At 69.9% G+C, this 22,607-nt stretch carries 20 protein-coding genes and 1 other RNA gene; 16 read left to right on the top strand and 5 right to left on the bottom strand.

All coding sequences use genetic code 11. From position 1 onward, the window contains the following. Positions 1-848: 848 nt before the first annotated feature. The gene (locus tag Q0116_RS06250) at positions 849-1,298 is read right to left on the bottom strand and encodes a zinc ribbon domain-containing protein (RefSeq protein ID WP_297886483.1); all 450 of its coding nucleotides are present in this window, start codon (positions 1,296-1,298) and stop codon (positions 849-851) included. 209 nt (positions 1,299-1,507) lie between these two features. Here Q0116_RS06250 and Q0116_RS06245 point away from each other — a divergent pair, with 209 nt between their 5' ends. The 10 genes from Q0116_RS06245 to flaJ all read left to right on the top strand — a co-directional run bounded on the left by Q0116_RS06245 (position 1,508) and on the right by flaJ (position 13,475). Next, positions 1,508-3,850: a BGTF surface domain-containing protein gene (locus Q0116_RS06245; RefSeq protein WP_297886482.1), complete on the top strand. Its 2,343-nt coding sequence runs from the start codon at positions 1,508-1,510 to the stop codon at positions 3,848-3,850. A 178-nt stretch (positions 3,851-4,028) separates the two neighbouring features. After that, positions 4,029-4,385 carry a chemotaxis protein CheY gene (gene cheY / locus Q0116_RS06240; protein WP_004597560.1) on the top strand — a complete coding sequence of 119 codons (357 nt, stop codon included), beginning with the start codon at positions 4,029-4,031 and terminating at the stop codon, positions 4,383-4,385. After that, a complete protein-coding gene (locus tag Q0116_RS06235; RefSeq protein WP_297886481.1) occupies positions 4,385-5,575 on the top strand; it encodes a chemotaxis protein CheC in 1,191 nt (396 codons plus the stop codon). Before cheY ends, Q0116_RS06235 begins: the two co-directional genes overlap by 1 nt. Beyond that, positions 5,572-6,153: a chemotaxis protein CheD gene (locus Q0116_RS06230; protein WP_297886480.1), complete on the top strand. Its 582-nt coding sequence runs from the start codon at positions 5,572-5,574 to the stop codon at positions 6,151-6,153. The genes Q0116_RS06235 and Q0116_RS06230 overlap by 4 nt, the downstream gene beginning before the upstream one ends. A gap of 148 nt (positions 6,154-6,301) precedes the next feature. Next, a complete protein-coding gene (locus Q0116_RS06225; RefSeq protein WP_297886479.1) occupies positions 6,302-8,236 on the top strand; it encodes a FlaD/FlaE family flagellar protein in 1,935 nt (644 codons plus the stop codon). Next, complete coding sequence (locus Q0116_RS06220; protein WP_297886478.1) at positions 8,226-8,699, top strand: flagellin; 474 nt, start codon at positions 8,226-8,228, stop codon at positions 8,697-8,699. Before Q0116_RS06225 ends, Q0116_RS06220 begins: the two co-directional genes overlap by 11 nt. Then, positions 8,700-9,197 (top strand): flagellar protein G, encoded by a 498-nt coding sequence (locus Q0116_RS06215; protein ID WP_297886477.1) that lies wholly within the window; start codon positions 8,700-8,702, stop codon positions 9,195-9,197. A gap of 1 nt (position 9,198) precedes the next feature. Further along, a complete protein-coding gene (locus Q0116_RS06210) occupies positions 9,199-9,948 on the top strand; it encodes an ATPase domain-containing protein (RefSeq protein WP_297886476.1) in 750 nt (249 codons plus the stop codon). 68 nt (positions 9,949-10,016) lie between these two features. Next, positions 10,017-11,690 (top strand): type II/IV secretion system ATPase subunit, encoded by a 1,674-nt coding sequence (locus tag Q0116_RS06205; RefSeq protein WP_297886475.1) that lies wholly within the window; start codon positions 10,017-10,019, stop codon positions 11,688-11,690. Positions 11,691-11,738: 48 nt separating this feature from the next. After that, entirely contained in the window at positions 11,739-13,475 is a 1,737-nt protein-coding gene (gene flaJ, locus Q0116_RS06200) for an archaellar assembly protein FlaJ (RefSeq protein WP_297886474.1), read from the top strand. 49 nt (positions 13,476-13,524) lie between these two features. Here flaJ and Q0116_RS06195 read toward each other — a convergent pair whose 3' ends face one another. Then, on the bottom strand, positions 13,525-14,463 hold the full coding sequence (locus tag Q0116_RS06195; protein WP_297886473.1) for an NAD(P)-dependent oxidoreductase: 939 nt from the start codon (positions 14,461-14,463) through the stop codon (positions 13,525-13,527). Between the two features lie 132 nt (positions 14,464-14,595). On the opposite strand from Q0116_RS06195, the gene htpX reads away from it, so the two are divergent. Beyond that, positions 14,596-15,468, top strand: coding sequence for a zinc metalloprotease HtpX (htpX, locus tag Q0116_RS06190; protein WP_297886472.1), 873 nt, complete (start codon positions 14,596-14,598; stop codon positions 15,466-15,468). Positions 15,469-15,838: 370 nt separating this feature from the next. On the opposite strand, the gene rnpB is transcribed toward htpX, so the two are convergent. Further along, an RNA gene (gene rnpB / locus Q0116_RS06185) (RNase P RNA component) lies at positions 15,839-16,151 on the bottom strand. A 129-nt stretch (positions 16,152-16,280) separates the two neighbouring features. Between rnpB and Q0116_RS06180 the strand changes: the two genes are divergently transcribed. After that, positions 16,281-16,883 (top strand): TIGR00296 family protein, encoded by a 603-nt coding sequence (locus tag Q0116_RS06180; protein ID WP_297886471.1) that lies wholly within the window; start codon positions 16,281-16,283, stop codon positions 16,881-16,883. Between the two features lie 21 nt (positions 16,884-16,904). Here the strand turns inward: Q0116_RS06180 and Q0116_RS06175 are convergent, their stop codons facing one another. Together Q0116_RS06175 and Q0116_RS06170 are read right to left on the bottom strand one after the other, a co-directional pair. Next, complete coding sequence (locus Q0116_RS06175; protein ID WP_297886470.1) at positions 16,905-18,065, bottom strand: nicotinate phosphoribosyltransferase; 1,161 nt, start codon at positions 18,063-18,065, stop codon at positions 16,905-16,907. Positions 18,066-18,166: 101 nt separating this feature from the next. Continuing rightward, on the bottom strand, positions 18,167-19,918 hold the full coding sequence (locus Q0116_RS06170) for an Hvo_1808 family surface protein (RefSeq protein ID WP_297886469.1): 1,752 nt from the start codon (positions 19,916-19,918) through the stop codon (positions 18,167-18,169). Between the two features lie 124 nt (positions 19,919-20,042). Here Q0116_RS06170 and Q0116_RS06165 point away from each other — a divergent pair, with 124 nt between their 5' ends. From Q0116_RS06165 to Q0116_RS06150, 4 genes are all read left to right on the top strand, one after another. Then, the gene (locus Q0116_RS06165; protein WP_297886468.1) at positions 20,043-20,621 is read left to right on the top strand and encodes a cysteine hydrolase family protein; all 579 of its coding nucleotides are present in this window, start codon (positions 20,043-20,045) and stop codon (positions 20,619-20,621) included. Between the two features lie 87 nt (positions 20,622-20,708). Then, positions 20,709-21,260 (top strand): hypothetical protein, encoded by a 552-nt coding sequence (locus tag Q0116_RS06160; RefSeq protein ID WP_297886467.1) that lies wholly within the window; start codon positions 20,709-20,711, stop codon positions 21,258-21,260. Between the two features lie 86 nt (positions 21,261-21,346). After that, positions 21,347-21,478, top strand: a complete 132-nt coding sequence (locus Q0116_RS06155) for an HVO_2523 family zinc finger protein (RefSeq protein WP_297886466.1) — start codon at positions 21,347-21,349, stop codon at positions 21,476-21,478. 159 nt (positions 21,479-21,637) lie between these two features. Continuing rightward, positions 21,638-22,603 carry a phytoene/squalene synthase family protein gene (locus Q0116_RS06150; protein ID WP_297886465.1) on the top strand — a complete coding sequence of 322 codons (966 nt, stop codon included), beginning with the start codon at positions 21,638-21,640 and terminating at the stop codon, positions 22,601-22,603. Positions 22,604-22,607: the final 4 nt, after the last annotated feature.

The raw sequence follows: 22,607 nt of genomic DNA, 5'->3' as shown, positions 1-22,607 counted from the left end.
GTCAGGGGCTCTCCGCGAGCGACAGCATCGGCGACTTGGTGCGCGCCGCCGAGGAGGAAGGCGGCTTCCGACTCGAGTAAGTTGCCCCTGTTCCATCGTTAGACTCCTATGAGCTGACAGCGATTCCCTGGCGGTTTCCCCGGCGAAAACCGCTCAAACCCGGTATATCCGCGGTGTTACACCGACTGCGTCCCGCCGCAGTACCTCCTCTCAAAAACGGGTGTGACACTCCCGCTACGGTTGATTGCGTCAGCGCGACGCGGCGATCCGCTCTTCGTCCGATGCTGTCAGTCGCCGCGTCGCCGAAAACCGCCAGCGGCTGCGGAGGTCGAAGTCAGAGTCCAGCCACCGAGTCGGTCGCCCGCTCGCCGCAGGCGCGGCATATGTCACAAAAAGGAGATCGCAGATCCGCTCGAACACCCCCGGTGGTCCCGGGGTGTTCCGGCAGAACGGATTCAGCAGGTCACGTGTCGTAGGTATTTGTCGGTGAGCGCCGGGCCCGTTCTCGTTGAGAGGGGACCCGTGATATTCTCGTTTTCCCGTCTCTGACGGCGCGTCTCGACAGATCCGGGCTGCGAGCAAGCGCTCAGTGACGGTGCCAAAGGGGCGCTAGCGCGGGATGACACGCGTCCAGCCACAGACATACTGCGGCGGGGCAAACGGGTGTAACTCGGGCTGTCATCGGCCAGTTCTCCGTCTGGACGGCTGAAGCGACAGACACCATCTGTCCGTCTCGTTTCACACCGGGGGCGCCCTCGCCCACGGCGGAGCGTCCGGATCACCCACCGCTCGCCAGTGTCGTACCGGGTGGTGGTTCACAGCCCGCGTCTCATAACGGCGCTATCGCCTCACAACAGCACGAACAGCGCGATACCGATCAGCGCGAACACCGCGTAGATCCCCGCCATCACCTCGCGCTTCAGCGGGCTGCCGAGCGGCTCGGCGGTGAGCCGGCGGATCGGCGGGAGGATCGCGATTCCCCCGAGAAGCAGGGGCCACGACTCCGCGGCCGGAACCCGCGTGAGCGCGACGACGACCGTGCCGTACCCGACGACGTACGACCCCCGCCGCCAGAGCTGCTCGCGGTCGGAGAGCTCCTCCATGGACGGGAACGCGTCGCTCGCGCTCGACTCACCTCCCGCGGACCCGCCGCCGCCACCCCCGCCGATCTGCTCCGCCTGCCGCTGAACGTACTCGTCTAACTCCTCGGCCGCGTCCTCCGTCTGCGGGGCACCGCACTGAGCGCAGTACCGCGCCTCGTCGCCGACCGGAGCGTCACAGCGGGGACACGATGGCATGTTGGCGTGGATCGGGTGACGACCGGGCTTAATTCTTCGGACCGAGGACTCCGCTCGCGTCGGGCGATTCCCGCGTTTTCCACCCGTTTCCCTCGACTCTTGTTACACGCCCTGATAATCGGGTGCGTACGCTTTAGTCGGTGACCCGCCGAGTCGTCGTCAACAGACCGCGGGCCGCGAGCAGGCCCGCCCCCGTTGAACACGCCCTCATGACGATGGAACACGACGACGCCACCGACACCACCACGACGCGCTCGACGGCGACCGAAAGTGACCGCACGGTCAGTTCCGGCGACGAGGAGGGGGGCCGAGCGGCGCCGCTCGGGCTGTCGGCGTTCCAGGCGAGCGTGATCGGGCTCACGCTCCTCGTCGCGCTCGGCGGCGTCGTCGCGACCGTCCCGGCCGCAGCGGGCGTGTCGGCCGGCCCGTCCGCTCCGTCTCTCGACGCCGGCGCATCGGGGCCCGCAGCGATCGAGGCTTCCGGCGCCGGCTCCGACGACCGCCCCGAGGTCAGCGGCGGCTTCTCCCGGTCGACGTACACCGGCGTCGCGGGCGATCCGGTCGAGATCAGATACACCGCCGACAACTCGAACGGTGACGTGTACCTCCTCGTGGGCGGGAACCGACTCACTGACACGGGCCAGCCCGTCGGCTTCGTCGACGTCGTCAAGATCTCGGGCACCAGTGAGGTGACTATCAACACGCGGACGCTCGGCACCGACGCGAGCAACGTCAAGAGCTGCGGTCTCGAAGACACGACGTGCGACTTGGAGTTCGTCGACGAGCGCGGCGACACGGTCGCCGAGAACCTCAGCGCGCTCTCGAGTTCGACCGGCGCGGGCGGGCTCGCCCGGCCCTTGGTCCCGCATCGGTATCGGCTCGCGATCACCAACGGGACGTTCGTCGTGGACGACTCCGGCGTGGTGACGCCGACCGAGAGCGCGGACCAAGCGGACCTCGTGTTGGAGAAGCCGGAGTTCCGCGAAGACGTCGAGGTGTTCACCAGCATCGATCCGGACTACCTCGACGAGGACGCGGAGACCGAGTCGCTCAACGCGCTCCGAGACAACGGGCTCGAACGGACCGCGGTGACGAAGGGCAACCGGGTCGTCCTCGGGTTCGAAGCGACCGGCATCTGGGGGGCGCTGTCGCACTTCGCGGCGAAACGCGACGCGGGTCCAATCGAGGCGGGCGAACCGATCGACCACCGAGTGCTGGTCGACCTCTTGGAGGCCAATGAGGGTGTTTCGCTCCGGGTCAGAGAGACGAACCCGGAGATGAATGAACCACCGGCAAAGCTCGACCTGTCGCGGGCTGACTCGGACGATGTCTCACTCATCGTGGCGGACGCGACGGAACTAGAGACTCCCGATGCTCCCGGCCGATTCTATCTCGTATTAGACACGGGCGAGGCGACAGGCGCCGAGCCGGGCGACGAGTTCGCCGTCGAGTTCGCGCTGGAGGGCACCGAGGGCGAGCGGTACGCGTTCGCGGACGGCGCGGAGCCGCCGGCGGCGTTCAACGCCACTTCGGCGATCGACGACGGCGTCTCACAGCAGTTCCCCTACTGGGAGGCGTCGGACGGGACGGTGCGCGCCGAGGCGACGTTCACCGTGCGGGAGCGGTTCCTCCGGTACGACCACGTCACCGACGACGGGGAGCTCCTCGTCGAGGTCGAGGACGGACAGCTCACGGGAACGACCTCGCTGCTCCCGGTGCGCGAGATGTCCGCGACGTTCGTGAACGACGCCGGCGACGCCCCGTTCCGCACGGAGTCGCCGCTCGAGATCTCTGACGGGAACTTCACGGTCGACGTCGATCTCGACGAGGTTTCCCCCGGAACGCGCCTGAACTACGAGCTGTACGAGGGGTCCAGGCTGCGCGACAGCCGGACGGTCATCGTCGTCGCCGACGCCGACAACCCGGACGAGCTGGTGATCGAGGACGCGCCCGAGAACGTCACCGTCACCGAGGGCGAGAACCTGTCGTCGATCCGCGCCACGACGCGTAACACCGGCGGCATCACGGGCGAGGGCGAGCTCACCCTCTCGATCGACAACGGGAGCGCCGCGGGCTCGTGGGGTGTGCGCCTCGAGCCGGGCGAGTCCCGGACGTACGACTTCGCGTCCGTGACCCCCGACCTCGACCCAGGCACGTACCCCTTCACGCTTCGACTCGACGGCGACACTCACGGCGGCACCCTCGTCGTCGAGGCCGACCCGGCGACGACGACGATCGACGACGACGACCCGTCCGGCACCGACGGCGGCGCGGTGAGCGGCGACGAGGCGACCGACACCGACGGCAACAGCACGGCGTCCGAGGCGGACGGGCCGGAGACGGGCTCCGGGAACACGTCCGACACCGACGGGGGGACCGACGCCGGAGGGAACTCTGACGAGACGACGAACGACAGCGCACCTGCGAACGAGACGCCCGCCGACGGCGAGTCCGACAGCGTGGGGATGATCCCGCTTCCGTTCGGGACCCGCGAGGCGTTCGGCGGCACCGTCCTCGTCGGGGCCATCCACCTCCTCGGCCACTGGGTCTAACCGCCGCCACCGCTCGGCGGCGCGCCCCGCCGACTCGCGATTCTTCCGATCGTCCGCGACCGCGAGGCGAGCGCCCGCTTCGAGCGTTCGACCGTCGCACCGGCTCGCCGCTCCGTTCTCAGCGCTGAGAACCGCGGGCGAGCGATTAAGTGCTCGCTGTGCCCCCCTTCAGACAACAATGGCTACGCGGGTACTCATCGCCGACGACTCGGAGTTCATGCGGAACCTCCTCCGGGAGATCCTCGAGGGCGAGTTCGAGATCGTCGGGGAGGCGGAGAACGGCGTGGAAGCGGTCAACATGTACGAGGAGCACGGTCCGGACCTCGTGATGATGGACATCGTGATGCCGATCCGCGACGGGATCGAGGCGACGACGGAGATCCTCGAGGAGAACCCCGACGCGACGGTGATCATGTGTACCAGCGTCGGGCAGGAGGAGAAGATGAAGGCGGCCATCAAGGCCGGCGCGGAGGGGTACATCACGAAGCCGTTCCAGAAGCCGAACGTGCTCGACGCCATCGGCTCGGCGGTATAATGCGCGTCGACGTTCGCGCGCTGGGCGCCTGTAACCGCCTCGCGGAGCGGGGGGCGAAACAGGCCGCCGGCGCGCTCTCGGACCTGACCGGGACCGATCTGGCCGTGGAGGTGACGGGCGCGAGCGTCGCCAGCGGCGAGGACCTCGCGGAGTCGTTCGCGGGTCGGGAGTCGATCGGCGTGAGCGTCGGCCTCCGGGGCGGGCTGGACGGCGAGGCGGTCCTCGCGTTCGACGCCGTCAACGCCGACGCCCTGCTCTCGCTGCTCCCCGGCGGGCAGTCGATGGAGCGCAGCGCGGTGACGGAGGTCGGCAACATCGCGCTCGGCGGCTTCCTCGACGGGTGGGCGAACTACCTCGGCAAGGCGATCGACATGTCGCCGCCGCGCTACTTCGAGGCGGACGGCGCGGCGGTGCTGCCGGACGGCGCGCTCGCCGGCGACGGCGTCTTCCTCTTCGAGAGCCGCCTCGACGCGACGACGACCGACCTCGACTTCTCGATCTACATGCTGCCCGACTCCGGCCCCTTCCGCGACCTCATCGTCGGGAAGACCGCGCCCGCGGTGACGGCCGGCGGCGAGGCGGACGGCGGCACGACGAGCACGGCGGTCCCCTACGAGTCGCTGTCGACGTTCTCGTCGCTCGCGAAGCGGGGGTCGGCCAACGCCGCCGACAACATCTCCATGATGACCGGGCTGGAGACGAGCGTCGACGTGAGTCGGCTCCGGTTCGTGCCGCTCGCGGACGTGCCGGCGGAGGTCGGCACCGAGCCCCACGCGGGCACGGTGTTCGAACTACAGGGCGAGCCGAGCGGCTACCTCGCCATCCTCTTCGAGGAGTCCTCTGCGGCGGCCGTCGCCGACGCGATGCTCCCGATGGAGACGGACGAGCCGCTGGGCGAGATGGCCCAGAACGCCCTCTGCGAGCTCGGCAACGTGATGACGAGCGGGTTCATCGACGGGTGGGCGAACGTGCTCGGCACGACGATCACCCACTCCCCGCCGGAGTTCGTCCACGACATCGGCGCGTCGACGATCAGTCCGCTCGTCGCGAAGCTCAGCCAGCGGCAGGACTACGGGTTCGTGATCGACACCGCGATACAGACGGAGGGGATCCAGGCGCGCTGCGACGTGTACGCGCTCCCCGACGAGCGCGAACTGGCCCGGGCGCTCGACCGACTCTCGGAGTCGTGACCCGCTCGCTCCCCGACGATCGACCGGACGATCCGGCGACGTCGACGGGGAGCGACGCGGTCACCGACGCCGATCCCGCGACCGTCACCGGCGGGTCGGCCGCGGACGACCGCGGGCGCATCAAGGTCGGCGTGGGCGAACTCGCGGTCGCGACCGACGAGTCGACGCTGACGACCAGCGGGCTCGGCTCCTGCGTCGCGGTCGCGCTCGTCGACGAGCGGGCGGGCGTCCGCGGGCTCCTCCACGCCATGCTGCCCACGGGCGAGGGGCGGCCGACCGCCGCCTCGCGGCCCGCGAAGTACGTCGACACCGGCGTCGACACGCTGATCGGCGCGCTCGACGACGCCGGCGCGGACCCCCGCCGCCTGGAAGCGCGCGTCGCCGGCGGGGCCGAGATGCTCGACCTCACCGACGCGGTCGGCCCGCGGAACGTCGAACGGGTCGGCGAGGTGCTCGACAGCGTCGGCGTCCCGATCGTCGCCAGCGACGTCGGCGACACCGTGGGGCGGACGGTCAGGTTCGACCCGGACGGCCGGCTCGTCATCCGCGCCGCGGACGGCTTCGAACGGGCGATCTGACGCTCGATCGGTCGTTCGGGGGACGCTTCGCCGGCCGGCTCTCTCGTCCCGATTCGGACCACGGCCGATCTCCGTCCCGTGGCGTGTTTTCTCACGGTTGATATTTTGAGGGGTGAATTGAAGTGTGCTCTGCGGGTCGTACACGGTAATGGGCCTCGAACTACCGGTGTGGGGAGCTCCAACCGCCGCCTGGGCAGTCGCCACGCTGGGGCTCGTCGGTGCGAGCGTCCTCGACAGGTTCCTCGACGACGACGGATCCGACGACGACGGTTCCGGTGGCATGGACGGCGATAACGACCCCTTCGGCGGCGACATGGGCGGCGGCGGTGGCGGCGGAGGGATGGGCGGCGGCATGGGCGGCGACATGGGCGGCGGTGGCGGTGGCGGCGGTGACGGCTTCGACGACTTCGACGGCATGGACGAGTGGGACGACGAGTTCGACGACGGCGGCGGCGGTGGCGGCGGCGGCGCGGCCACCGACGAGCTCGAGAACCGGCTCGACGAGCTCGAGAACGAGGTCGCCTCGCTCTCCTCGACCGTCTCGACGGTCCGCTCTGAGAACGAAGAGATCTCGAACGCCGTCGACGACATCGAGGAGGACGTCCGCAACCTCCTCGACATCTACGAGATGGTCACCCGCGGCATCAACCCCTTCGTCGACGACTCCGGCGGCTTCGACAGCGTCGCCGGCGGCGGCGAGGGGTCGTTCGGCATCTTCGACGACGAGGACGGCGGCGAAGAGGAGGACCTCGACGAGGACGTTGCGAACGCCGACGCGGACGGCTTCTTCGACGACGACCTCCTCGACGAGGAGGAAGACGCGGAGGCGGACGAGTTCGAGGACGACGACGAGTTCGACGACATCGACGACGGCGGCTTCGACGACCTCGACGAGGACCTCGACGACGACGGGTTCGACGACCTCGACGACGACTTCGAGGAACTGGACGACGACAACACGGGCGACGCCGCGTCCGAGACCGAAACGGCGGACGACGGAGACGATATGAACGACGACGGAAAGAGCTTCAGCGAACTGAAAGAAGAGTACGACTCCGGGGAGGCCGACTGGGCCGAGGAGGGCGACGACGCCGCGGACGACGACCCGTTCGACGACGGGGACGACTCGTTCGACGACCCCGCAGACGAAACCGACTCCTTCGGCGAGGCCGACGACGGCTTCGGCGACGACGACCTCGACGGTGTCGGAGACGACGGCGTCGGGTTCGACGAACCCGCCGACTCCGAGCCGGCGGGCGCGGCCGATCCGGAGCCCACGGCCGATCCGGAGCCCGCGCCCGACCGGCAGCCCGGCGGCGACCCCGCCGAGGCGTCCGGCGGCTTCGAGTACGTCGGCCAGGACGACCTCTCGGGGAGCAGCGGCCGCGGCAAGCCGTACCTCACAGAACTCCCCGGCGACTACGTCGGCGACCTCCTCGTGATGGAGTGGCTGGAGTTCCTCGTCTCCGAGAGCGACGTCACCGACGCGGTGCGCGCCATCAACTACTACGAGCGGATCGAGTGGATCGGCCCCGACGCCGCCGCGCGGCTCCGGGACTTCCTCTCCGGGTTCGGCACGATCGACCGCAACCTCGTCGACCGGCCGGGCACCGACCGGCTCGTCCGCGAGCACCACACCCGCAGCCTGCGGTACGTGACCCAGCTCAACGGGACCAGCAGCCACACGGTCCTCCTCGACCGCTGGGACGACCTCGCCGGCGGCTCGATCGTCGGCGGCGGACCGGTCCGCGGTCGCCGCGGCGGCCGTCGCGGCGGGCGCGCGGAGACCGGCCGCAACGGCCGCAGCGGACGGAACGGGCGCAACGGTCGGTCGGAGCGCCCCGAGCCGAGCCGGAACGGCCACGACTCGTCGGGCCGGCGCGACGCGCCCGACGAGCGCGAGCGGCGGACGAACGGCGCGGACCACGAGGCGACGGAGCGCGGCGACGCGGCCCGCGGGACCGACGCGGACCGACGCGACGACCGGCGCGACCGGAACGGCTCGACGCGACCGATGAACGACCCGAATCCCCGTTCCGACCGCGCCGATCCGGCCGACGGAGGGTGGGGAGATGGGCGTTAGCGTCTCCGCGTCCACGGCCATCATCGTCGCGGGGCTGTTCTTCGCGTTCACGACGTTCTACCCCGTGGCCGCCAACGGGCTCGACCGCGTCTCCGACGCGCAGCACGGCATCAACGAGCGCGCGCTCGAACGGCAGAACACCGACTTCGTGGTGACGAACGCGACATACAACACCAGCACTAGCAACCTCACCGTCACCGCCGCGAACGAGGGGTCGATCGGGCTCGTCGCCGACGACGCGACGCTCGTCGTCGGCAACGAGTACGTCGACGTGGGCGGCCGGAACGCGACCACGACCGTCGACGGCGACGGCGACACCGCGCTCTGGCTCGGCGACGAGACGCTCACCGTGCGGGTCGCACAGGGCGACACGGCGACGACCATCGACAACGGGACGCGCGTCGTCCTCGTCGTCGAGTCCGGCGTCCGCGACGCCGCCACCGTGACCGAGGTGAGCGCGTAGATGGCCAGCGTCCCCGTCTCGCACCTCATCCTGTTCATCGCCAGCCTGGTCATCGCCGCCGGCGTCGTCGGCACGATCACCACGGGCGTCGACCGCGTGAGCGCGGCCGTCGACGACGCGGGCCTCGACGCGACGGAGCAGCTCCGGACCGACGTGACGATCATCTCGGACGCCAGCGCGGGGGTGTACAACGCGAGCGGCGACCGGAACGTGACGCTGTTGATAAAGAACACCGGCACCTATCGGCTCGCGCCCGACGGCTCCGACCTCGACGTCGTCTTCGACGGCGCGTACGTCCGGCCGGACGCGCTCTCCGGCACGCTGGTCTCAGCTGACGGCGCGAACGCGTGGAGCCGCGGCGACGTCCTGCGGCTCACGATCGACGTCAGCGAGATCGACGGCGTGAGCGGCGGCCTCGCCGACGGCGACCACCGGGTGTTCCTCTCGGTGAACGGCGACGAGGAGCTGTTCCAGTTCCGCGTGGAGGGGGGGAACTGAGATGCCTCACGACAACCTCCTCTCGCTCGGCCTCGGCGAGCGGGACCGACTCAACAAGGAGCTGGGCGGCGGCATCCCCCGCGGCAGCATCGTCCTCATGGAGGGCGACTACGGGGCCGGCAAGAGCGCCATCTCCCAGCGGTTCGCCTACGGGCTCGTCGAGGAGGGCGCGTCGGTGACGATGATGTCGACGGAGCTCACCGTCCGCGGGTTCATCGACCAGATGCACTCGCTGGAGTACGACATGGTGAAGCCGCTCCTCCAGGAGGAGCTGCTCTTCCTCCACGCCGACTTCGACTCCGGCGGCGCGTTCTCCGACGGCGACGGCGAGCGCAAGGAGCTGCTCAAGCGCCTGATGAACGCCGAGGCGATGTGGAACTCCGACGTCGTCTTCCTCGACACGTTCGACGCCATCTTCCGGAACGACCCCACCTTCGAGGCGCTCGTCCGGAAGAACGAGGAGCGGCAGGCCGCCCTGGAGATCATCTCCTTCTTCCGCGAGATCATCTCGCAGGGGAAGGTGGTGGTGCTCACGGTCGACCCCTCGGCGGTCGACGACGAGGCGATCGGGCCGTTCCGCTCCATCGCCGACGTGTTCCTCGAACTGGAGATGATCGAGGTCGGCAACGACATCCGCCGGCAGATCAACGTGAAGCGGTTCGCGGGCATGGGCGAACAGGTCGGCGACACGATCGGGTTCTCGGTGCGGTCCGGAACCGGAATCGTCATCGAGAGCCGGAGCGTCGCCTAACACATGACCCGCAGCCGCACAGTCGGTCCGCACGACCGGACCGCGACCAACCCAATACGGTGTGAGCGATGACCGAACACGGCACCGCACAACCGTCCGAAGAGCTCCGGAAGGCCGCCATGCGCCGGCCGCACCTCCGGGAGCACCTCCGCGAGTTCAAACAGATCACGGGGGAGTTCCCGCAGTTCATCGAGGAGCCGAAAGACGAGTACGAGTCCAACCGGCCGAACGTCATCTACCCGGTCGGCGGCCCCATCTACAGCCACATCTACGGCGACCTCGGGCAGGACACGAAGTACTACGCCATCGAGCCGGAGGTCACCGGGCCGCAGGCGGAGATACTCAACGAGGTGAAAAACCGGCTGCTCACCGTGAGCGGCCAGCACAGCGCGCCGGAGAACGAGGCCGAGTACGACGACCTCATCGAGGAGCTGTTAGAGGAGGTGACCCACGTCGACGACTCCTCCTCGGGGTGGCGGCGCAGCCTCTCGAAGATCACGAACATGGGGAAGCTGTCGGTCACCGAGGAGACGTACGAGAACATCCGGTACCGGCTCAACCGCGACATCGTCGGGCTCGGCCCGCTCGAACCGGTGATGCGCGACCCGGCCAACGAGGACATTCACGTCATCGGCCCCAAGGAGTGCCACGTCGACCACGGCACGTACGGCATGCTGGAGACGACCGTCGACTTCGGCACGCCCCAGGAGTTCGACAACTGGCTGCGCAACATGGGCGAGCGGATCGGCGACCCGCTCTCCGACTCGGACCCCATCGTCGACTCCACGCTGCCCGACGGGTCGCGTATCAACATCATCTACTCCGACGACGTGTCGCTGAAGGGCTCCTCGCTCACGATCCGGCAGGGCGAGGAGGTGCCGCTGTCGATCAACCAGATCACCAACTGGGGGACGCTCTCGCCGGAGCTGGCGGCGTACCTCTGGCTCTGCCTGGAGAACGAGCAGACGGTGTTCGTGGTCGGGGAGACGGCGTCCGGGAAGACGACGACGCTGAACGCGATCCTCTCGTACATCCCCGACGACTCGAAGATCTACACCGCGGAGGACACCGCGGAGGTCATCCCGCCGCACAACACCTGGCAGCAGCTGCTGACCCGGGAGGGCGGCGGCGAGGGCTCCTCCGACGTCGACATGTTCGACCTGGTCGCGGCCGCGCTGCGGTCGCGCCCCGACTACATCATCGTGGGCGAGGTCCGCGGCGCCGAGGGGCGCATGGCGTTCCAGGCGGCCCAGACCGGCCACCCCGTGATGCTGACGTTCCACGCGTCCGACATCGTCTCGATGATCCAGCGGTTCACCTCCGAGCCGATCAACGTCCCGGAGACGTTCATGGACAACGCCGACGTGGCGCTGTTCCAGAACCGCGTGAAACAGGGTGACCAAGTCCTGCGGCGCGTGACCAGCGTCCAGGAGATCGAGGGGTACTCCAAGGAGATGGAGGGGGTCGTCACCCGCGAGGTGTTCAGCTGGGACCCCGTGGAAGACGAGATCGTCTTCCAGGGGATGAACAACTCCTACGTGTTAGAAGAGCAGATCGCGACGCTGCTCGGCTACGCCGACACCCGCGACATCTACGACGACCTCGACTTCCGCGCGGAGCTGATCGAGCGGATGATCCAGGAGGGAATCCTCGGCTACCACGAGGTCAACGACGCGATCAACTCCTTCCAGCGCGACGGCGTCGAGGGGCTCCCCTTCGACATGCACCGGAACACGAGGTGACCGCGATGGGGGCGAGCACCGCATGACCGCGACCGAGGGGCGCTGACGATGGCCGTGAAACAGATGGGCGACGGGCTCGCGACGGCCGCCAAGCTGACCTCGGAGGTGATGGAGTCGTACGACCAGCTCGACATCTCCAAGCGGAAGTACGTCGGCCTGGTGCTCCTGCCGGCCCTGTTCGTGTTCCTCGGCAGCGTCGTCGGCCTGGTCGTGCTGCCGCTCCCCTTCGCCGCCCGGGTGCCGATCCCGATGTTCGGCGGGCTCGTGCTGTTCGCGGCCGTCATCTACCCGAAGATCTACCTCTCCAGCCTGGAGACGAAGATCGACAACCAGCTACACCTCGTGATGACCCACATGACGGTGCTGTCGACGACGAACATCGACCGGATGGAGGTGTTCCGGACGCTGGCGAAGGAGGAGGAGTACGGCGTCGCCGCCGAGGAGATCGGTCGCGTCGTCCACCTCGTCGACACGTGGAACCAGAGCCTCGACGACGCCTGTCGCCGCCGCGCACAGGAGGTCCCCTCCGACGCGATGGCCGACTTCTTCGACCGCCTCGGCTACACGATGGGCGCGGGGCAGTCGTTAGAGGAGTTCCTCGTCTCCGAGCAGGACGTGATGCTCGCGCAGTACGAGACCCGGTACGAGTCCGCGCTCTCGAACCTGGAGGTGATGAAGGACCTGTACATGTCGATGATCCTCTCGATGACGTTCGCCCTCGTCTTCGCCGTCGTCCTCCCGATCCTCACCGGCAACGACCCGACCGCGACGGTCGCGGCCGTCATCGTCCTCTTCGTCTTCGTCCAGCTCGGCTTCTACGCGATGATCCGCGCGACCTCGCCGTACGACCCCATCTGGTACCACCCCGACGAGCGGGCCCCCGGCGACCTCAAGTTGTGGGGGTCGCTGATCGGCGGCGGCGCGCTCTCGTTCCTCATCATCGGGATCACGGCCGCCGGGATGTTCGGGTACGGCCCCGGGCTCCCCGGCATCCTCTTTTTCATCGACGACGTGCGGCTGCCGCTGTACCTCGCGGTCCCCATCTCGCCGCTCATCATCACCGGGGTCGTCCTCCGGAGCGAGGAGCAGGCGATCACGGCCCGCGACGGCGAGTTCCCGTCGTTCGTGCGCGCGCTGGGGGCGACCGAGAGCGCGAAGCAGTCGACGACCACGGACGTGCTGACGACGCTGCGCGACAAGAACTTCGGCGAGCTATCGGAGTCGATCGAACGGCTCTACCGCCGGCTCAACATGCGGATCAGCACCGAGGGCGCGTGGCGGGCGTTCACGCGTGACACGCGCTCGTACCTCATCCAGAAGTTCTCCGAGATGTACCTCGTCGGCCGGCGGATGGGGGGCGACCCGAAGATGCTCGGCGAGCTGATCTCGCGGAACATGAACGCCGTCAACCAGCTCCGCGAGCAGCGCCGGCAGGCGGCGATGACGTTCATCGGGCTGCTGTACGGGATCACCGCGGCCGCGACGTTCGCCTTCTTCATCGGGCTGGAGATCGTCGCGATCCTGGCGGACCTGACCGCCGACTTCGGGCTCGAGGAGATGGACATCGGGCAGATCGTCTACCCCGGCGCCTACGACATCCCGCTCATCGAGTACCTCCTGCTCACCGTCGTGCTGTTCAACGCGGCGCTCTCCTCGCAGATGATCCGCCGGATCGACGGCGGCAACCCCGCGAACGGCTACATCCACTTCGTCCTCCTGACGTGGCTCGGCTCCGTGACCGCCATCGCGACGCGGACGCTCGTCAACGCGATCCTATCGATCTGACGGGATTCGTCGCCGTCGACGGGGACCCGCCACGACTCCCGTCGTACGGTCACTCCGCGAACAGCGTCGGCTCGGCGACCGCCTCGTCGGCCGCGTCGCGCCACGACCGCGACGGCGTCCACCCGAACAGTCGTTCCGCCTTCGCGACCGCGTACGCGCCGCGGTCGTCGCGCGCGGCGAACGCGCCCTCGTCGACCGCGCAGTCGTCCGGGATCTCGCCGTACGACTCGCGCAGGAGGTCGCGCAGGGGCCGGCCGAGCGCGTTGTCGGCCGCGACGCAGTTGACCGCCTCGTGGGTGCCCGGCTCGACGGCCGGACTCGCTCCGAGGAGGTCCGCGAGCGCGGCCGCGACGAGGTCCGCGACGTCGCGGGCGTCGACGTACGACCAGAAGTTGCCCGCGCCGGCGTCGAGGTCGGTCACGTACTCCTCCGCGCGACAGGCGTACGCGCCGGGGTACTGGATCCACGAGGGACGCACCGAGACCGCGGGGACACCGTGGCGGCGCGCGGCCGCGCCCGCCGCCGCCTCAGCGGTCACCTTCGAGAGCCCGTACGGGTCCTCGGGGCGGAGCGGGTGGGCCTCGGTGACCGGCAGCTCGTCCGGGAACGGCGTCGGTTCGGCGAAGAAGAAGCCGTACGCGCCGTCGCTGGAGGCCTGGACGACCGGCGCGTCCGCCCGGCCGGCCGCGTCGAGGACGTGTTTCGCCGCGAGCGCGTTCGTCTCGAACACCCGGCCTTCGGGGTGCGTGCCGGCGACCGGGATCGCCGCCCAGTGGACCACCGCGTCGGGGTCGACGGCGGCGACGACGTCGAGCGCCTGGTCGCGCTCGGCGAGGTCGGCCGCCCGGAACGAGACGTGCGGGGCGGGGTCGACGCCGAGCCCGGGGTGGTCGTAGTCGACGACGACGACCTCGTAGTCGCCGGCGAGGCGGTCGACGACCCAGCGCCCGGACGCGCCGCGGCCGCCGGTGACGAGGACTGTCTCCATGCGTCGGCGTCGCCGTCGCGGGGGAAAAACGCACCGTTGCGACGAAAATCGCACCGCCGCGGGCGGGTGGCTCCCCCCTCCGTCGTCCCCGGCTCCGGCAGGCTTTAACGCGCCGAGCGGTAACTTGGAGGCATGGACTGGAAGACAGACTGGGGACTCCGTGGACGGATGGGGTTCACGATGTTCCTGCTCTTTGCCCTCTACGTCGTGTTCATCGGCGTCCTGATCGAGGTGTTCAACGTCGGGATCATCTTCACGCTCGCGATGTTCGGCGCGTTCTCGCTCGCGCAGTACTTCTTCAGCGACAAGCTCGCGCTGCGGAGCATGGGCGCCCACGAGGTCGACCCCGACGAGTACCCGGACCTCCACCGCCGGGTGGAGCGACTGAGCCAGCAGGCCGACCTGCCGAAGCCGACGATCGCGGTCGCGAACACCCGCGTCCCGAACGCGTTCGCCACCGGCCGGAACAAGAAGAACGCCACCGTCGCGGTGACGACCGGGCTCCTCGACAGCCTCGACGCGGACGAGCTCGACGGCGTGCTCGCCCACGAGCTCGCCCACGTCAAGAACCGCGACGTGATGGTGATGACCATCGCGTCGTTCCTCTCGACCATCGCGTTCTTCATCGTGCGGTGGGGCTGGCTGCTCGGCGGCGACAACCGGCAGGGCGCGCCCGTCATCGTGGCGATCGTCGCGTCGCTTCTGGTGTGGGTGATCTCGTTCCTGCTCATCCGCGCGCTCTCGCGGTACCGCGAGTACTCGGCCGACCGCGGCGCGGCGCTCATCACCGGGAAGCCCGGCGCGCTCGCCTCGGCGCTGATGACCATCGACGGCCGGATGGACAGGGTTCCGGAGGAGGACCTCCGCGAGGAGGCGGAGATGAACGCGTTCTTCATCATCCCGATCAAGGCCGGCTTCGTCGGGAAGATCGCCTCCACGCACCCCTCGACGGAGAACCGCATCGAGCGCCTCCGCGAACTCGAAAAGGAGATGGAGACGGCCTGATACTGAGCCGAATCTGAATTTCCGGGCAGTCGGTTACGAACTGTTGAGAGCGGATCGGTGATGAACACCGCCGAAGCCCCAGCCGCGAGGGCGGCGCACGCTCGCTGCGCGCCTCGCTCGGTCGCTCGCGCTCCCTCGTTCGGTGCTTCCGTCGCCTGCGCCGCCCTCGCGGCTGCCCCTTCGAGTCCCTCCCGGCACAGCACCGCGGCCTCACGCCTCCCCAGCCTCGCGGTTCGCGCTCTCCGAGCGCTCACCGCTCCCTCGCGCGTGCCCCTCGCGGCCGCCTCCGGCGGCCACTCGGAGGCACGCGCCACCGCAGTTCGGTGTCTCAGTAATCGCGGGACGGCCGCGTCGCTGGTCGGTGTGAGCGGACTGAGGGGAGTAAGCCCCCTTCGGTTCGTCCCGACATTCGGCTGAGCGTCCGCGCCGCGGCCGGACTACCTTGTGGCGCGGACTTGCACCGGCGAGGATTCGCCGTTCCATCCGTTCCCGCCCGTCGGTCCTCCTCGGGTTAACTCCCTTCCCTCGCGGGTCGGTTCGCGCGAATCACGGGTCGGGGCGGGGGGTGTCGTTGCTGTTCCAGAGCCAGCCGTCTCCGACTCCGGGCGTGTGCCCGGTCGCCTGTCCGGCCGGTGGGGGGACTTTCCTCATGCCAGCGGCACGGGAGTCGGGCTCCCTCTGTCCGATCCGTCGTTGCGCCCGCCGGCGAATAAGCGGTTCGGTCGGGCGCCTCTCGGCCGAGACGGCGCGAGCGCCGCGAGCGCGGTCCCACAAGGGAAGCGTTCAAGTCGTCAGCAACGTAATGGACTCTCATGTCCGAGGCCCAGACCGTTCAGCTGTCGTACGACGACGGTGCACGAGCGGTCGAACTCGCGCGGGAGGCGGTGGAGTCGTTCGTTCGACACGGGCAACGCGAACAGCCCGGGAGCATGCGAGAGGCGTTCTACGCTCGCACCGGCGCCTTCGTCCGCCTCCAGTCGACGCGGGGCCGGGGCCGACTCCGCGGCTGCGCCGGCGCGTGGGACACCTCCGATCAGCTCGGCCACGCCATCGTGGAGGCCGCGATCAAGGCGGCGTCCGGCGACTCCTGCGGCTCCGAGGTCGAGCCGAAGGAGCTCGACAACATCACCGTCTCGGTGTTCGTCGTCTCGAACACCGTCCTCACCAACGACCCGGCCGAGGACCTCGAGATCGGCACCCACGGCGTCGCCGTCGACAGCGGGAACGCCCACGGCTGGCTCTACCCGACGGTCCCCGTCGAGAACGGCTGGTCGGGCGCGGAGTTCCTCTCGCGCACCTGCCGGAAGGCGAAGCTGTCGCCCACCGCGTGGCAGGACGAGGACACGATGGTGACGCTCATCGAGGGACAGGTCTTCCGGGAGCGCGCCGACGGCGGCGCCGTCGAAGAGCTGTAACCGTCCGCGTCGCGTTCCTTTTCAGTCGTCCGCGCCGTACCCCACCGCCTCCGCGTCCGCGAGCGCCCGCTCCGCCGCCGCCGACAGGTCGGCCGCGTCGCCGTCGACGACCTCTCCGTCACGGATCACCGGCTCCATGAGCGATTCCGCACCGTTTGGGCCCGACCGGTCCGCGAGCCCGACCGCGTGGCCCCCGTCGGCGGTGCGGTAGACCGCCTTCGCGCCCGAGAGCTTCCCCCGCTTGGCGGCCGGCTCGCCGTCCACTTCGACGATGTCGAGCGCGAAGTCGACCGGGTCCGCGTTGGAGACGTACCCGCCGACGCCGAACCCGTCGACCACGTCGCGTAGCGCCCGGAGGTCCGCGGGACCGAGCCCGCCGGAGACGTACACGTCGACGTCGCCGCGCCCCCGGACGTCGAGCTCCCACTGGACCTCGCGGACGATGTGCCGGAAGTCGCCGCGCCGGGAGCCCGTCGTGTCGAGGCGGACGCCGTCGAGGTCGTCGCCGAGCGTCTCGACGGCCCGCAGCACCTCGTCGACCTCGTCGGAGTAGGTGTCACACAGCGCGATCCGGGGCGCGTCCGCGGGGACGCCCTCGTCGTAGGCGCGCCACGCGGCCTCCTGCTCGCCGCGGCCGAAGCAGATGGCGAGCGCGTGGGGCATCGTCCCGGACGCCTCGCGCCCGAGCAGCTCGCCGGCCGCGACGTGCGAGAAGCCGTCGAACCCGCCGACGAGCGCCGACCGCTCGACCGCCGCGGTCATCGCGGGGTGGACGTGGCGCGCGCCGAACGAGAGCACCGACGCGTCCGGCGCGGCGACCCGGCAGTCGAGCGCCGCCGTCGCCATCCCGGAGGCGTGCGAGAGGAAGCCGAGCAGCGACGTCTCCAGCCGCGCGAACGCGCGGTACGGCCCCTCGATCCGCATCACCGGCCCGCCGTCGAACAGGCGGCCCTCCGGGACCGCGTCCACGTCGACGCCGCGACCGGCGAGCAGTTCGACGGCGTCGCCGAGCCCGGCGAACACCTCGAACGCCCCGTCCGGGAACTGGTCCGCGGTCACCTCGGCGACGACGCGGGGGTTCCGCCCCGCCGCCTCCAGCGCCGCCTCGGTCCGCTCGAAGTACGCGTCGGTCGCGCGGCCGTCCCGGATCGCGACCGCGTCGACGATGTCGAAGTCGCTCATGGCCGGGCGTTCGACCGCGGGGACGAAAAGCCACCCGTGTCGCGCCGCCACCGCCGCGCCCCCGCGACGACCGCGGCGCCGGACGTGGGGCGAACGAACCCCTAGACCGTCCGTCGCGCGACCAGCGCGAGCGCCGCCACGAGGGCGACGAGCGCCGCCGGGACGCCGAACCCGGGGGTGCTGCCCTCCGTACTCCCGCCGTCGCCGCCGTCGCCGCCGTCACTGCCGTCACTGCCGTCGCCGCCCTCGTCGGTGGTATTCTCGTCGTCGTCGGTCCCGTCGCCGTCGGTGGTGTTGCCGTCACCGCCGTCGGTTCCGTCGTCGTCGGTCCCGTCGTCCGCGTCCGGGAGCGCGAGGTCGGCGTCCGGACGGAGTTCGAGGACGCCCGCCGGCGAGGGCGCGTGCGTTATCGTCACGCTCGTCCCGTCCTTCTCGACGCCGTACGCGCCGGGGAAGTCGCTCTCATCGCCGATCTCGTACACGGTCCCCGCGGCGTACTCGTCGTCGCCGTGCGCGGTCAGCATCCGGACGTAGGCGTCGCGGAACGCCGCGGCGTCCTCTTCGGTCTGCCACTCGGTCGCCCAGACGTAGCCGTCGCGGTCCCCGTTCCGGTAGGGGTACAGCTCGTCGCCCGCCCAGCCGTCGGTCACCGGGTGCGCGTAGTTGTAGCTCGCCCGAGTCTGGAGCTGGGCCTCCGCGTCGAGGTGGATCTGGACGTTCTCGCGAACGGTCGCGTCGGGCTCTAACACGGCGTTCCGGTACTCGAGGCTCTGGTACCAGAACATCACGAACATCGACGCCTCGCCGGCGGTCTCCGCGCCGCCGACCCCCTGGTCCGCGTACGTCTCCCACCCGCCGGTCGCGGCGTCCTCGAACGTGACGTTCCCCTCCTCGTAGTCGGGGTTCCGGTGGATGACCTCCGCCGTCGAGGCCGGCGGGTCGTTCATCGTCTCGTTGACGGCCGCCCAGCCCCCTTCGTCGCGGAGCTCGCGGACGTACACGGCTCCGTCGCCGTACGGCTGGAGGACGGTCTGGAGGATGCCGAAGTTGAACTCCTGGCCGTCGCCCCCGCCTCCACCGTCGCTCTCGGGCGCCTCGGCGCAGGTCCAGTTGGCGTCACAGCGGGCGGCGTAGCGCTCCTCGACGTGGACCGCCTCGCCCTCCACGACGCCGTCGACCGCGAGGTCGCCGTCCTGGGTCGCGCCGACGTAGCGCGGGTCGGTGAGGTCGTGGTACTGGTCTTGCATCGCGTGGAGCAGCTCGTGCGCGAGCGTCGAGGGGTCGATGTCGGGCGACTCGCCGTCGGGGACGACGATGACGATCCGGTCCTGCGAGGGCGAGTAGAAGCCGGAGACCGCGCCGCCGAACACCGAGTCGATCTCGTCGTTCGCGTTCGTCTCGTCGCCGACGACGAACAGCGCCTCCCACACCTGGTCGTTCCAGCGCCGGAACGCCTCGGAGCCGTTCCCGCTCGCGGTGTCGTTGGCGTACTCGCTCCGCGTGACCGTCTCGACCGGCACGTCCTCGCGGAAGGGGCGCTGGCGGACGTGCTCGACCCGGGCCATCGTCAGGTCGGTCAGGGCCGCTAGCTGCGTCTCGTTGAGGCCGTCGGTCTCCGCGAAGTCGACGGAGTCCTCGTAGTGGGTTCCGTTCCAACAGCCCACCAGCCCGGTCCCGTCGCCGGCGTCGCACGCCTCGGCCGAGACGGAGGGCGCTGTCGGCCCGCCGTCGGACGCGGCGGCGACCGAGCCGGCGTCGGGGGCGGCGGCGACGCCGGCGGTGAACGCGACACACAGGACGACGACAGCGGCGACGACCGCGGCCGCGGTCGGGAGGGTGGGAACCCGTCGCATAGGAATCGTATCGGACGCCCCGGTAAGTAGTTTGTCGGTTCCTTCGCCGCCGCGGCCGGCGAATTTTTCGGACGGGTCCGCGGCGCGGACGACGCTTTTTGCCCCCCGCGCGCTAACCGTCGGTATGGCGTTCGATCCGACAGCAACCGCGGTGGTCGTCGTCGACATGCAAAACGGGTTCTGCCACCCGGACGGGAGCCTCTACGCCGAGCCGAGCGAGGCCGCCGTCGAGCCGGTGACGGCGCTCGTCGACCGCGCCCGCGAGGCCGGCGCGTCCGTCGTCTACACCCGCGACGTCCACCCGCCCGAACAGTTCGACGAGACCCACTACTACGACGAGTTCGACCGCTGGGGCGAACACGTCGTCGAGGGGTCGTGGGACGCCGAGCTCGTCGCCGACCTCGACGTCCGCGACGACGACCACGTCGTCGAGAAGCACACCTACGACGCATTCTACCGAACGGACCTGGAGGGGTACCTCGACGCGCACGGGATCGACGACCTGCTGATCTGCGGCACGCTCGCGAACGTCTGCGTCCTCCACACCGCCGGCAGCGCTGGCCTCCGGGACTACCGTCCGGTCGTCGTCGAGGACGCGCTCGGCTACATCACCGCGGAGCACCGCGAGTACGCCGTCGACCACGCCGACTGGCTGTTCGGCGAGACGGCGACCCGCGCCGAGGTCGCCTTCGCGTCCGAGTGACCGGCGGCGAACGTTCCGGATTTCCGTAATTATCGCGCGCGGAAATCGGCGTGTAATCCTTTTCACCGCTCGCCGGAACCGCGAGGTATGGACATCTCTCGACGGGGCGTGCTCGGCGGCCTCGGCGCGGCCTGTGCGGTCGGCGCCGTCGGCTTCGCGGGCGCGGCCACGGTGACTGACGGCGAGGCGCTCGGCGGCGTCGGCGGCGACGGCCCCGGGCCGACGGGCGGCGACTCCGACGCCGCCGCCGGCCCGCGGTCGGCGGCCGTCGACCCGGACGCGCCGTTCGTCGCGCGCCTGACCGGCGACGACGGGACCGACGCGCTGCTGTTCGACGCGAGCGACCTCGACCGCGTCAAGGGGGTCTTCGCCGAGGAGGGCGAGTACCTCGTCCAGGTCGCGCTCCCCGACGCGGGCGTCGAGTCGTTCCGGACTCGCCTCGACGAGGCCGGCGCGACGGACGACCCGGCGGCGTTCGTCGTGTCGATGACGCTCGACGGGACCGAGGTGCGGCGCGTCGAACTCGACCGCCAGACGGTCGACGCCCTCACCGGCGCCGAGTGGGAGGGCGTGTTGACGCTCCCGTTCGGCGAGGAGTCGGTCGCCCGGTCCGTGTTCGACCGGCTGGCGGACGACTGACGCGTCACCGGACCGACGCTGACTGGTCAGGGTCGCGGCGGGCGATCGTCGGATAGCGTTTTGCCCCTCGACCGCGTACTCCGCCCGTGAGCGACGAACCCGCCCGCGACGGTGGCCGCCCCTGTCCGGTCTGTGAGACGCCGATGTACCACCGCCACTGTAAGTACGTCTGCCCGGCTCACGGCGTCGTCTACGACTGTAGCGACACGTTCTACTGAGCCGGCGGTTCCCCCGCGCGCCGCGGCGGTCGCCGGAATTCGCCGCCCCGACCGAGACCCGAACTGTGTTGTGCGAACTGTTATGTTCTTGGAGGCCGACCTTTCTTTTATGATGGGCGACCCGTACGTGACCCTCCTTGCCGACCGTCCGAGGTCAGCATGGTAGAGCAAAACCAGGTTGCCCGGAGCAAGCGGATCCAGCGCCGCACCGGGAAGACCTTCCACGTCGCCACCCGGCTGCTGCCCCAGCGGATTCGCCATCCGACGTACGTGCTGTACGGATTCTTCCGGATCGCCGACGAGGTCGTCGACGCCGAAGACACCGCGCCGCCGGACGAGCAGCGGGCCGAACTCGACCGGCTCCGGGCCGCCGCGCTCGGGGAGGAGCCGACCGACGACCCCGTGTTGGAGGCGTTCTCCGACGTGCGCGAGCGCAACGGCATCCGCGACGCGGACGTCCACTCGTTCGTGGACGCGATGGCGAGCGACATCGACACCGACCGGTACGAGACGTACGCCGACCTGGAGGAGTACATGGACGGCTCCGCGGCCGCCGTCGGACGGATGATGACGGCGATCATGGACCTCGATGCCGAGGAGGAGGCCGAGGCGCTCCCGCACGCCACGAAGCTCGGCGAGGCGTTCCAGATGACGAACTTCCTCCGGGACGTCCGCGAGGACGTCGTCGAGCGCGACCGGATCTACCTCCCGCTGGAGACGCTCCGGCGCCACGGCGTGAGCGAACAGCAGATCCTCGACCTGGAGTTCGACGAGGACGTCGCGGCCGCGATCCGCGAGGAGATGGCCCGCACCGAGCGCCTCTACGAGGAGGGCGTCGCGGGGATCAAGTACCTCCCCGAGGACTGCCAGCTCGGTGTCCTGCTCGCGGCGGTGCTGTACGTCGACCACCACCGGCTCATCCGCAACCTCGGGTACGACACCGTCTCGACCACCCCGGAGCTGTCGCTCACCCGGAAGCTGTCGCTGCTCGTCCGGACCCGCTGGAAGTGGCAGTGGAACCGCGACCCCGAGGCGGTGTTCTACGACATGTGTACCGACTTCGACCCCAGCCGCGAGCCTCACGGCCACGGCCCCCACGGGACCGGCGTCCCACAGACGGACTGAGCGC

Source organism: uncultured Halorubrum sp., from assembly GCF_937146585.1.
Classification (GTDB): domain Archaea; phylum Halobacteriota; class Halobacteria; order Halobacteriales; family Haloferacaceae; genus Halorubrum; species Halorubrum miltondacostae.
The sequence above is the reverse complement of the archived record's forward strand: the minus strand, read 5'-3'. Positions and strand labels throughout refer to the sequence as shown.

Excerpts from the sequence above, each read along its gene's own strand:
- Q0116_RS06250 (WP_297886483.1), bottom strand. The coding sequence starts at position 1,298 with ATGCCATCGTGTCCCCGCTGTGACGCTCCGGTCGGCGACGAGGCGCGG.
- Q0116_RS06245 (WP_297886482.1), top strand. The coding sequence starts at position 1,508 with ATGACGATGGAACACGACGACGCCACCGACACCACCACGACGCGCTCG.
- cheY (WP_004597560.1), top strand. The coding sequence starts at position 4,029 with ATGGCTACGCGGGTACTCATCGCCGACGACTCGGAGTTCATGCGGAAC.
- Q0116_RS06235 (WP_297886481.1), top strand. The coding sequence starts at position 4,385 with ATGCGCGTCGACGTTCGCGCGCTGGGCGCCTGTAACCGCCTCGCGGAG.
- Q0116_RS06225 (WP_297886479.1), top strand. The coding sequence starts at position 6,302 with ATGGGCCTCGAACTACCGGTGTGGGGAGCTCCAACCGCCGCCTGGGCA.
- Q0116_RS06220 (WP_297886478.1), top strand. The coding sequence starts at position 8,226 with ATGGGCGTTAGCGTCTCCGCGTCCACGGCCATCATCGTCGCGGGGCTG.
- Q0116_RS06215 (WP_297886477.1), top strand. The coding sequence starts at position 8,700 with ATGGCCAGCGTCCCCGTCTCGCACCTCATCCTGTTCATCGCCAGCCTG.
- Q0116_RS06210 (WP_297886476.1), top strand. The coding sequence starts at position 9,199 with ATGCCTCACGACAACCTCCTCTCGCTCGGCCTCGGCGAGCGGGACCGA.
- Q0116_RS06205 (WP_297886475.1), top strand. The coding sequence starts at position 10,017 with ATGACCGAACACGGCACCGCACAACCGTCCGAAGAGCTCCGGAAGGCC.
- flaJ (WP_297886474.1), top strand. The coding sequence starts at position 11,739 with ATGGCCGTGAAACAGATGGGCGACGGGCTCGCGACGGCCGCCAAGCTG.
- Q0116_RS06195 (WP_297886473.1), bottom strand. The coding sequence starts at position 14,463 with ATGGAGACAGTCCTCGTCACCGGCGGCCGCGGCGCGTCCGGGCGCTGG.
- htpX (WP_297886472.1), top strand. The coding sequence starts at position 14,596 with ATGGACTGGAAGACAGACTGGGGACTCCGTGGACGGATGGGGTTCACG.
- Q0116_RS06180 (WP_297886471.1), top strand. The coding sequence starts at position 16,281 with ATGTCCGAGGCCCAGACCGTTCAGCTGTCGTACGACGACGGTGCACGA.
- Q0116_RS06175 (WP_297886470.1), bottom strand. The coding sequence starts at position 18,065 with ATGAGCGACTTCGACATCGTCGACGCGGTCGCGATCCGGGACGGCCGC.
- Q0116_RS06170 (WP_297886469.1), bottom strand. The coding sequence starts at position 19,918 with ATGCGACGGGTTCCCACCCTCCCGACCGCGGCCGCGGTCGTCGCCGCT.
- Q0116_RS06165 (WP_297886468.1), top strand. The coding sequence starts at position 20,043 with ATGGCGTTCGATCCGACAGCAACCGCGGTGGTCGTCGTCGACATGCAA.
- Q0116_RS06160 (WP_297886467.1), top strand. The coding sequence starts at position 20,709 with ATGGACATCTCTCGACGGGGCGTGCTCGGCGGCCTCGGCGCGGCCTGT.
- Q0116_RS06150 (WP_297886465.1), top strand. The coding sequence starts at position 21,638 with ATGGTAGAGCAAAACCAGGTTGCCCGGAGCAAGCGGATCCAGCGCCGC.